Genomic DNA, 11,585 nt, shown 5'->3' on the forward strand with positions numbered 1-11,585 from the left:
TGAATTATAGAGTTTAGTCTTTTTTCTATGCTCTAATATCTATATTCTAAATATGACATTAACAGAAAAAGACAGCCAATATCTTTGGCATCCGTATACACAACACAAAACGTCACAAGCTCCAATTGTAATTTCAAAAGGTGAAGGCGCTTTACTGTGGGATGAAAACGGAAAGGAGTATATTGACGCAATTGCCTCGTGGTGGGTGAATCCGTTTGGTCATAGTAATAAATTTATTGCCAATGCGATTTATAAACAATTAACGACTTTAGAGCATGTTTTGTTTGGAGGTTTCACACATGAACCCGCTATAAAAGTAGCGGAAAAACTTCTTGAAATCTTACCAAAAAATCAACAGAAAATCTTCTTTTCTGATAACGGTTCAACTGCAGTTGAAGTAGCAATAAAAGTGGCGTTGCAATATTTCTTTAATAAAAATGAAAAACGAACTACAATAATTGCTTTCGAAAATGCATTTCACGGAGATACTTTTGCGGCAATGGCAGCAAGCGGAATTTCATTTTATACACAAGCTTTTCAGGGAATGTTTATAGATGTTGTTCGAATTCCGGTTCCGGTAAAAGGTAAGGAACAGGAAAGTTTCGATGCCTTAAAAAATGTAATTGAAAATCATAATTGTGCCGGTTTTATATTTGAACCTTTGGTACAAGGAGCCGCAGGAATGGTGATGTATGAACCGGAAGCATTGGCAAAACTCATTCAGATTTGTGGACAAAATAAAGTGTTGACCATTGCTGATGAAGTGATGACGGGTTTTGGTAAAACAGGAAAAAACTTTGCGATGGATTATGTTTCTGAAGAACCGGACATGATTTGTTTGTCTAAAGCTTTAACGGGTGGAACAATCCCAATGGCAATTACAACTTTTACACAAGAAGTTTTTGACGCTTTTTATGACGATGATATTAATAAAGCGTTGTTTCACGGACATACTTTTACAGCAAATCCTACAGGTTGTGCCGCGGCATTGGCAAGTATGGAGTTGCTGCAGACTGAAGAAATGCAAGTCAATATAAAAAGAATAAATGCGAGTCATTTAAACTTTCAAAAGAAGATAGAGAAACATTCAAAAGTAATTACAGCGAGAACCCTGGGAGTTATTTTTGCAGTTGAGATTAAATCAGATTCTGTAGAGAGTTATTATGGATCAATGCGAACGAAACTTTATAATTTCTTTATTGAAAAAGGAGTTGTTTTACGTCCGGTTGGTAATATTGTTTATATTCTTCCTCCATACATTATGACAGATGAGCAACTTAGTAAAGTATATCAAACGATTGAAGAAGCGATCGAAATAGTATAAGTTTTTGTAAACCATATAAGCTATATAAGTTCATTTAATAAACGTACGCTTATGTTAACTTATATAGCTTATATGGTTTAATTCATATTCTAGTTTTTACGAACTTTGCTATTAAAAATCCACAACCTTGAATAATAAAATATCTATAACAGCTTTTTCTTCTATTTCGCCTTTAGGAAATACTTCTGAAGGAGTTTGGGAGAAATATCTCGATAATCAACATTGTTTTTCCAAGCAGTTTTTAGATCAGCAAGAAACTTCGGTGGCTTCTCTTGATGCAAAATCGAAACAAATCGTTGCTGAAATACGAGAATCAGATATTAAATATAAATTTTTAGACGATTCGGTTTTGTTTGCTTTGGCCGCTTCTCGAAAAGCAGTTCAGCAGGCAGGTTGGAATTCTGATGCTATTTTTGGGATCAACATTGGATCATCGCGTGGCGCAACAGATTTATTCGAAAAACATTATGCAGCATATCTCGACACTGGAAAAGCGCAGACTTTAGCTTCACCAACGACAACTTTAGGAAATATCTCTTCCTGGATTGCACATGATCTGCAAAGTGAAGGACCAGAAATTTCACATTCTATAACATGTTCAACAGCACTTCATGCTTTATTAAACGGTATTGCATGGTTGAAATCCGGAATGGCAGATAAATTTTTGGTAGGAGGAAGTGAGGCTCCGTTGACTGATTTTACTATTGCTCAAATGCGTGCACTAAAGATATATTCGAGAATTGATCAGAATAAGGATTTGTGGCCAAACCTGGCTTTTGATTTTGAGAAAACTCAGAACACCATGATTTTAGGAGAAGGTGCTGCGGTTTGTTGCTTAGAAGCCGGTGAGAAAGAAAATGCAATCGCATATGTCACAGGAGTTGGTTATGCTACAGAAATCTTAGAACATAATATCTCTATTTCTGCAGAAGCAACCTGTTTTCAGAAATCAATGAAAATGGCTTTGGAAGATGTAGCTTTAGAAACTATTGATGCAATTGTAATGCATGCTCCGGGAACAATAAAAGGAGACTTGACAGAACTGCGCGCGATCGAAAAAGTATTTGGCCCTAAATTACCTTTATTAACGACAAATAAATGGAAGATTGGACACACTTTTGGAGCATCCGGAATATTGAGTTTAGAATTGGCGCTTTTAATGCTTCAGCATGATACTTTTATTGATGTGCCTTTTGGACCCAAACAAAACCAGACAAAAGCTATAAAAAGGATTTTAATAAATGCGGTGGGTTTTGGCGGTAACGCTGTTAGTATTTTGATTGATAAAGCGTAATTAAAAATAGAGGTAAAACAAAAAACCATTCGCCGCAGCGAATGGTTTTTTGTTTTTAAAGAATTATTTTCTTAGTAATTATTTTGTTGTCTTCTGTTCTGACCTTCACAATTATTATTTGTTTTTGAATCGATAACTGATTCGTACTATAAGTGGTATTGTGGATATTTTCTTTACTAAAAACATTTCTGCCTAAAATATCATAAACATAAACCGATTCAATGTTAAGAAGATCAGACTCAATAAATATTTGATTATTTGATTGGTATATGATGATCTCTTTTTTAGTGATTTCCGGTGTGTCAGGAACTTCTAATGTTGGATTTTCCGGAGTTGGGCTTCCTCCAGGAACTGTTGTACTTGGTGTTTTAGGCTCCGTTACTGGTGTATCAGTTATAGGTGCTTTAGGATCAGTTACCACAGGCGTATCTGTTGTTGGATCTTTAGGATCAGTTACCACAGGAGTATCTGTCGCAGGATCTTTAGGATCAGTTACCACAGGAGTATCAGTTGTTGGATCTTTAGGGTCAGTTACTACTGGCGGAGTTACTGTTTCTGTTGTTTTTTGATAAAATGAAAGCACAAAACGATCATTAAAAGTTCCAGGTTCAGTTTTAAAAGTATATCGCTCACCAGATAAATTGGTTACTACATTATTAGTTTTATCTAATAAGTAAACATTTTTATCTTTAAAGAAACCGTCTACACTTTCAATACCAATTGTATATTCAGTTGCTGAACTTGCAATATATCCTAACGGAATTATTTCTTTTTGCTCTTCAAATGGTAAAGCACGACCTTGGATAACTAAATTATTTTCTCCTAAAATAGAGTATAAAGCAGTTCCTGACGCATATGTATCTCCGTCATAAGCATCGTCAAGCTCATTTGTTGCTCCGGTTACATAACCTAAAAGCATTTCGTTATAAGCACCATCATTGTTTTTAAGGTTTAACCAAACTCTGTTTTTTTCAACAGTAGTTTTAGCTGTTCTTGAAAACTGATTGTTACTTGCAGTCGTTTTTACTCTTAATGCATTATTAAAAACTACATTTCCTGTTGTTTTAGCTTCTACAAAGAAACCTTGACCAGATGCAATGTTTCCGGTAAGTTTGTTTCCGCCACAAGTTGTACAATTTGTGGTGTCTCCGGCACCGGTTGAACCCGTTGCGTTGTAAGATATATAACTGGAATCACTGTAAACAAATTGACCATTTGCATTAGGTACCGGCGTAATTGAATGCGTCCATAAGTAGAAAGTTCCTTTTATAACTGAACTATTGTCTGCATAAAACTGATCTGCATTTAAAGCCGATGGATAAGGATTACCCAATAAGTTTGTTGTCGTTGTATTACCGGCTTTATTTGTTACCGGTGTTGAGATTATACCATTGTTTGGTACACCAACAAATTTACCTGTATAAATTTGTGGATTCCCGATAGCAGCATAAGATTGAGGCCCTCTGATAATGTATCCTTTTCCTGGCTGCATTACATAATTTCCTCCATTTAGATACTTCCAGTCATTAATCGATGCATCAAATTCTAAATATTTGTCGAATAATGTGTTTGGAGACAAATTATATAAAGTCTGATTTATTACTGGAGAAGACCAGTACGTATAATCAAAACGATTTATAGGAGTCGTATTTCTATAAAGTTCAAATGAAGTTGTGCTACCTGTATAAGTAGAAGTGTTGCTTGTTTGTACAAGAGAACCACTGTTTTGAACGACAATTTTACCAGTTGAGTTTACTGTAACATTTTCATTTACGGTAAGTACTTTATCTGTTGCAATTGTTAGTGTTTTACCCGCAGCAACTGTACATGAACAAACCTCTAAATCATTTGTTAGCGTAAAATCATTGTTTATTATGATAGAAGAATTTGCTGGCGGAGCAGTTGACCCATCATAACTAAAAGGGACATCAATAAAATTGATAGCAATATTTGCATCTCCGGCATCTTCTCTAAGGCGAACATCTACTTTAGAATTTTTATTTAAGGAGTATTGTTGTCCGTTATTTATTAATACAGAAGCATTTGTATAACCTGATTGTGTAAATACTTTTACACCATCAATATAAATTTCACCAACATCATCACAATTTACCAATTGTATCTGGTAACGGCCACAAGGAAACCCTTGGCGTTTGTAAGCAATTGCAAATTGGTCAATACCCATAGGAGCACCTTGCCAACCAGAAGCGTATGATGGTGACTTAGTTCTGTCCCAAGATGTTTGTGTGTTTATATTTAGATTATTATCTACATAAGTTCCTGCATAACTTGAAGCTGGTAATGATATATCCGGCAATGTGTAACCGTAAACATTCCATTTAAAATCTCCATAAACAGTTGGGTTACCTTTTACAGCACCATATGAAAAAGAAACTCTTGAAGAACCTGCATTTTCATAATACTCTAAAACGAAATCATGTGTACCTGCAGTAAAAGTATATTGAGCTGAATAGTTAACATAACTATGATCAGTCCATGAATTTGCTGGTGTTACAGGAACTAATGTTCCGTCAATATACAATCGAACACCATCATCAGCACCAAAAGAAATATTATAAGTTTCTGCTGTTGTTGTAGCTTTCATTAAGTAGCGTACAAAAAATTTGTCGCTTGGAGCAGTATTACAAAATACATTTGCCTCAACACTAGCATCACCTGTAATTGCACCGTCGCCTACATTACGGTCAAAAATAGCTTTTTCAGCTACAGATCCTGCATATGTTGTAGCAGCCGGAGTGTTTCCGGTATAATTATAAACATATCCTTTCCAGTAATTATTTCCAGCCGTTAAAGCTGCAGTACAAGCTGCAGTTAGTCCAACAGTTGCAGATGAATAATTTGAAGCAGCATTTTTTAATGTGTAAGTAAACGAAGTTGTTCCGTTAAAGTTACTTGCTGGCGTAAAGGTAACGCTTGAAGTACCATTTACAGTTACAGTTCCGTTTGTTGGTTGCGTCACTGTTATTTGTTGTAATGCAGAACCACCTATAACATCATTTGAAATGATCGGGATAACAGTCGCTTGACCTGTTGGGACTGTCTGGTAATCGTTGTTCGCAGTTAAAGTGTTAATGTCTTTTACAGTTCCGGTGATAACAGGACCTACACTATTTCCATTTCCATTTAATATTTCAAACGTATTGTAAGTACTGTAAACGTAAAATCTCACATATACTGTTTCATTAGGAAGAACAGGGCTTATATCTGATGCAAAAGTATTCGTCAAAGCAGTCCATGTTGTAGCGCTATTCGTTTCAGGAATTAAAGTCTTTACTCCGGTAACGAAATTTATATCCTTTGAATATCTAACTTGAAATTTTTGACCATTTGCACCTCTGTAACTAAAATTAAATTGCTTTAGATTTAATTGATGGTTGGCATCTGCAGGATTAATTTTAAATTGAATGTATTTATTAGCATCAAAACTACCCCCATTTTGAGAGGGATCAGGCCAATTTCCTGTTTGAAAAAAAGCGCTTGTAGTATTTTCATAAACATAAGAAAGCGATGCTCCACTTGCTGTTAAAGGTGAATTAGGATTTACATAAGTATTTGTAACAGGATTAAAACTTGATGAAGCACCATTCCAAAGAGATAAATTATCATCTGTAGTATTTGTAATTGTTACTTTTATGGTAGCTGTAGAAGTACCACTTGGTCCTGTAATTGTATAGTTAAAAGAAGATGAACCTGTAAATCCCTGTGCAGGATTAAAAGTTATAGTTTTATCCGGATTAATTATAGCAGTTCCCTCAGATGTTGCTGGATTAGAAATTGTTAAAGTAGTAACAGTTTCTTTTTTAACATCATTACTTAAAGGATTGATATTCACCGCCAACTCTTTTGTAGTGCTCACATAATCATTGATCGCTAATATTTTAGAAGAGTCAAAACTTGTGATAGTTCCTCTGATAAGAGGTACAACATTATTGGTATCAGTTCCCGTTTTTACTTCAAAAGTATTGTAAGTGCTATAAGAATAGACTCTTACATAAACGGTTTCAGATTCTAATACAGGATTTATCTCTGCTGAAAAACTTAGGTTATAAGTTGTCCATGAGCTTGGAGTTGTAGTTTCTGTAATTAAATCTTTTACTCCCGTAGCAAAAGAAGCATCTTTAGAATATTTAATTCTAAATTTTCCTGAACCAGATCTAACCTGAAAAATAAAATTGCTTAAATCTGCTTTATAACCAGTATTAGGTTTTATGGTAAACTGAATATATTTTGTTGGGTTATATTCACCACCATTATCTGCGGGAGTTGGCCATCCTCCTGTTTGAAAAAAAGTGTCACTACTGTTGTATGAGGTGTAATTATTGGTTACTCCGTTATTTGTAGATAAATTTTGGGAGGTAACATTAGCAACAGAATAAGTTGGACTTAAAGTATTAGCATTAGCTGCATTCCATTTTACCAAATCAACTTGACTGAATCCTAGAAACGGTAAAAATAAAAATAAAAGTAAAGTTTTTTTCATGTTATGTGTTTTCTATCAACTTGTTATGCTGGCATAAGAAATAAGCCCGCGCAAATATAGATACATCTACGGGTTGTAATTCAAAAGGGTTTTTGTAAAGGTCATTTAATCGATGAAATGTTAAAAAAGTCGATGAAATGCACTGTAAAAATGAAGGATTTGTGGAATTTCTTATAAAATCACAATTTTAAATATAGGAAAAATCGTAAAATAACGATAAAAACAACACTCTTTTTAGATAGATAGTTATAAAAAACGTCTGTTGAGTGAATAATTCGTAGAAAAGTTATAAAATACAACTAATTAGATTATAGGAAAAATCATGCTGCTTAGTCACTTAAGAGGAAATAATTTTAATTGTCTAAATTCTTTTCTAAAAAAGTCACTTTATCGTAAACTAAAAAACTTTCATAACCTCTTCTCAACATATAATCACAGAATTTCTTTCTCTTTTTCAAAGTGTTTTTTTCCGTAATACTATTCCAGCATTTTTCAGAAAGCAAGTCAAAAGTCGTTTCATACTCTTCGGGGGAGATTTCTTTCAATGCTAAAGTGATATTGAAAGACGAAATCTGTCTTAATTTAAGTTCATTTGTAATTCTAATTCTTCCCCAATTTTTTATGCGGTGTTTTCCCCGTGCAAAACTACATGCAAAACGAGTCTCATTCAGGAAGTTACTTTCAATTAATTGAACCACAATAGAATCAATTTCGTCAGGAGCCATTTTTAAGCTATATAATTTGCTTACAACCTCTGTATGGCATCTTTCCTGATAGGCGCAAAAGTGCTCTAATTTTAACAAAACCTCTTTGTTTATCATGACTTTGGCAATTTAATTTTTCAAATTATAAAATTTTGTCTTTTCGTTATAAAAAGTAAGAATTTACAACTATAACGTTATTTTTTTGGGAAAACTATGTTAAATAATTTGGGAATACATAATTTTTGTAAGTAAATATCACTTTTTATTTCATAAGTATCTTTAATTCAGTAACTTAGACTTAATGCTTTCTTTAAGAAATTAAGATTTTCAATTTAATCTTAAAACCGCAAAAAAAATCTTTTTTTTCAGGATTTCCTACTGGTAGCACATAAAATATGCATTAATCTTAAATTCCTACTATTATGAGACGAAAATTACTTTTACTCGCCTTTTTTTCTATTTTTTATTCATGGTCTCAGACCACTACCACATTTACAAATAATGGTTCATTTGTCGTCGCGGCAGGACTTACATCCTTAACAGCAGAATGTTGGGGAGCAGGAGGATCCGGAGGAGGTAATGATACAAGTGCCTCAGCTGGCGGTGGCGGTGGCGGTGGTTACAGTAAAGCTACAATAACTATAACACCAAATACAACAATAAATTATTTGGTTGGTGTTGGACCAACAGGTACTACTGCAAGTGGTGCTAGCGGACCAGCTTCAACTTTTTCGACAGTTTCAGCAAATGGCGGCGGCGGCGGTACAAGTGGTACTGGTGGTGCTGCAGGTATTGGTGGCGCAGCTGGTACAGGTACAAGTTTTTCCGGAGGGAAAGGATCTAATGGAAGTCTTGTACTGGCATTATTATATTCAGGGGGCGCTGGTGGTGGCGCAGGTACTGCTTCAAATGGTAATGACGCGGCTGCTGGCGGTGGTGGAGCTGCTGTTACCGGAGGCGGAGCCGGAGGTAATGGTGCAACTTTAGCCGGGAACGGAAGCAATGGTGTTACACCCGGCGGCGGCGGCGGCGGCGGTTTGGTTTTGCTGGGTATTGGTAACAACAAAGGAGGAAATGGTGGAAACGGCCAGATAAAAATAACATACACATGTCCAACTTACAGCATGACCGGAGCTACAGGATCCAATGCCTGTGCTACTGACGGAAATTCTACAATAACCGTATCAGGAAGTGCTGCAAATTTACCTGTGGGTACTTATACGGTAACTTATAACCGAAGCAATCCTGCACTAACCGCATTAACAGCAACAATGACAGTTGGTACAGCAGGTACAGGAACATTTACAGCAGTTGGTTTGACTAATGTAGGAACCAGCGCTATTACTATCACGGCAATAGCATCAGGAACTTGTTCCTCTACCATTTCAACAACAAATGTGGCTAATGTTACAATTTTTGGAGCAAGTGCAGGAGGATCAGTTAGCGGAGGTACTACAATTTGTAGTGGTCTTACAAGTGCTTCATTACCATTGACCGGACAAACCGGGACGGTTGTAAAATGGCAATTTTCAGTAACTCCATTTTCTGCCTGGACAGATATTGCAGGAACAGCCGGACTTACAGCATATACTTCCGGAGCTCTAACACAAACTACTCAGTTCAGAGCTGTAGTTCAAAACGGACCATGCAGTACTTCAAATTCTAGCTTTACAACTGTTACTGTAAATGTTTTGCCTTCAGCTCCGGTTGTAGGCACAATTACATTACCTACTTGTGCTGTTCCTACAGGAAGTGTCGCTTTAAGCGGATTACCTTCCGGCGGAGTTTTGACCATGTATCCTGGTGCTACTGTAAAACCCTACAGCGGCACAACGGCTAATGTAACGGGGCTTTCTGCCAATACGTATACTTTTACAGTTAGCAACGGAAGTTGTACTTCTTTAAGTTCAACCAATGCTTTGGTGCCTGGACTGGTTACAAATACTTACACAACTTCATGGTCGAACGGTACACCAACTGCTGACCAGAATATTGTTTTTGCAGGAAATTATACCTCCGCCGGAGCAGGTATAGGAGATATTACGGCCTGTAGCTGTACGGTTAATTCCGGAGTAAATGTTACTATTCAGTCTTTTGACACGCTAACTTTAACCAACGCATTAACAAATAATAGCGGAACGGTAACTTTTCAGAATAGTTCCAGTTTAATACAAAATACAAATGCTGTTAACATAGGTAATATTGTTTATAAACGTACAGCTTCAAACGTTCGTCTTGCTGATTTTGTTTATTGGTCTACACCGGTTAACCCACAGAAATTGGTAGATGTTTCTCCTCTAACGTTATATGATAAATATTTTGGGTTTGACGGAACAAATTGGGTAAGCACCAATTCAAGTTTAAGTATGGTAGTTGGCAAAGGATATATTATACGCGGACCACAAACGTATTCGACTACAGTAGGAGCAGATTATACAGCGTCGTTTATTGGTGTGCCAAACAATGGGAACGTATCTGCTGAAACTGTACAAACAGGCAATCTTTACTTAATTGGAAATCCATATCCATCAGCTCTAAAAGCAGAAACTTTCCTGGGAGCAAATACATTTTTAGATGGTACTTTGTATTTTTGGACACATAATACCGCAGCGGTTTTTGGTCCTGGATATCAATATAATTCAGGAGATTATGCAAGTTACAATTTGAGTGGTGGCGTAGGGACTGCACCTGCTCCAAGCGGAAGCATTCCCGGAAATAATAATAACACACCTTCTGGAAGAATTGCTGCGGGACAATCCTTTTTTGCAACTGCCAATGGTTCGGGAACTATTGCATTTAATAATACAATGCGAATAGGCGGAAATAATAATGGTCAGTTTTTTAAAGCCAGTGAATCCTCAAAAGAAACACAAGCTGAAGCACATCGCATTTGGCTGAATATGACAAATGAAGAAGGAGCTTTTAAACAACTACTAGTAGCATATGTCGATGGTGCTACAAATGATTTTGAAAACAGATACGACGGTATAACCTTTGATGCAAATCCATATTTAGATTTTTATAGCATTAGTGATGAAAATAATTATGTTATTCAGGGACGCTCGTTGCCTTTTGTCGATACAGACCTGGTGCGTTTAGGATATCGCAGTACTATTGCCGGTGATTTTACCATTGCCATCGATCATGCCGAGGGAAGTTTAAGCAATCACGCTATTTATCTTGAGGATAAAGTTACTAACGTTATTCACGACCTTCAAGCCAGCAATTATACATTTTTTACAGGAACAGGAACCTTCGCAGACAGGTTTGTTTTACGTTATACTAATTCGACATTAGGAGTTATAGATAATGAATTAATTAATCAGGATTTGACAGTGTCTGTTAGTAATAAAATAATTACAATAAATGCTGCTAAAAATGAAAATTTAAGCACTGTTTTTGTCTATGATTTATCCGGAAAGTTGGTTTATAAAAAAACAGATATTTTAGATAACATTTTAAGAATTAACAATTTAAAAGTAAATAATCAGGTCTTATTTGTAAAGGTCATTTCAGATACCAATCAGGTAACCACAAAAAAGATAATTTATTAAATAATTCACTTTTGAGTTAAAAAAATCCATTTATAAATCTATAAATGGATTTTTTTATGCAAAAAATCAAAAAATTAAGGTTCAAAAAGTAAGTTTATTTATCTGAATTATTTTTAAGTTTGTCAAAAAGATGTATTTCATCGGATATTTATGTTGTTTATCGGAAAAGAGTGTTTTTCAAAAAAAAGACTTGTGAAACACTCTTTTT

Annotated in this window: 5 protein-coding genes; 3 read left to right on the forward strand and 2 right to left on the reverse strand. The window is 35.5% G+C overall.

Features of this window, described 5'->3' with window-relative positions:
• Positions 1–52: 52 nt before the first annotated feature.
• Positions 53–1,324 carry an adenosylmethionine--8-amino-7-oxononanoate transaminase gene (gene bioA / locus BXU01_RS06590; protein WP_083692412.1) on the forward strand — a complete coding sequence of 424 codons (1,272 nt, stop codon included), beginning with the start codon at positions 53–55 and terminating at the stop codon, positions 1,322–1,324.
• A 127-nt stretch (positions 1,325–1,451) separates the two neighbouring features.
• Entirely contained in the window at positions 1,452–2,618 is a 1,167-nt protein-coding gene (locus tag BXU01_RS06595) for a beta-ketoacyl synthase N-terminal-like domain-containing protein (protein WP_083692414.1), read from the forward strand.
• A gap of 55 nt (positions 2,619–2,673) precedes the next feature.
• Here the strand turns inward: BXU01_RS06595 and BXU01_RS06600 are convergent, their stop codons facing one another.
• The gene (locus BXU01_RS06600; RefSeq protein ID WP_083692416.1) at positions 2,674–7,119 is read right to left on the reverse strand and encodes an Ig-like domain-containing protein; all 4,446 of its coding nucleotides are present in this window, start codon (positions 7,117–7,119) and stop codon (positions 2,674–2,676) included.
• 353 nt (positions 7,120–7,472) lie between these two features.
• The gene (locus BXU01_RS06605) at positions 7,473–7,940 is read right to left on the reverse strand and encodes a regulatory protein RecX (protein ID WP_083692418.1); all 468 of its coding nucleotides are present in this window, start codon (positions 7,938–7,940) and stop codon (positions 7,473–7,475) included.
• Between the two features lie 305 nt (positions 7,941–8,245).
• Here BXU01_RS06605 and BXU01_RS06610 point away from each other — a divergent pair, with 305 nt between their 5' ends.
• Positions 8,246–11,377: a T9SS sorting signal type C domain-containing protein gene (locus tag BXU01_RS06610; RefSeq protein WP_083692420.1), complete on the forward strand. Its 3,132-nt coding sequence runs from the start codon at positions 8,246–8,248 to the stop codon at positions 11,375–11,377.
• Positions 11,378–11,585 lie beyond the last annotated feature (208 nt).

Source organism: [Flexibacter] sp. ATCC 35103, from assembly GCF_001975985.1.
Lineage (GTDB): Bacteria > Bacteroidota > Bacteroidia > Flavobacteriales > Flavobacteriaceae > Flavobacterium.

Excerpts from the sequence above, each read along its gene's own strand:
- BXU01_RS06605 (WP_083692418.1), bottom strand. The coding sequence starts at position 7,940 with ATGATAAACAAAGAGGTTTTGTTAAAATTAGAGCACTTTTGCGCCTAT.
- BXU01_RS06610 (WP_083692420.1), top strand. The coding sequence starts at position 8,246 with ATGAGACGAAAATTACTTTTACTCGCCTTTTTTTCTATTTTTTATTCA.
- bioA (WP_083692412.1), top strand. The coding sequence starts at position 53 with ATGACATTAACAGAAAAAGACAGCCAATATCTTTGGCATCCGTATACA.
- BXU01_RS06600 (WP_083692416.1), bottom strand. The coding sequence starts at position 7,119 with ATGAAAAAAACTTTACTTTTATTTTTATTTTTACCGTTTCTAGGATTC.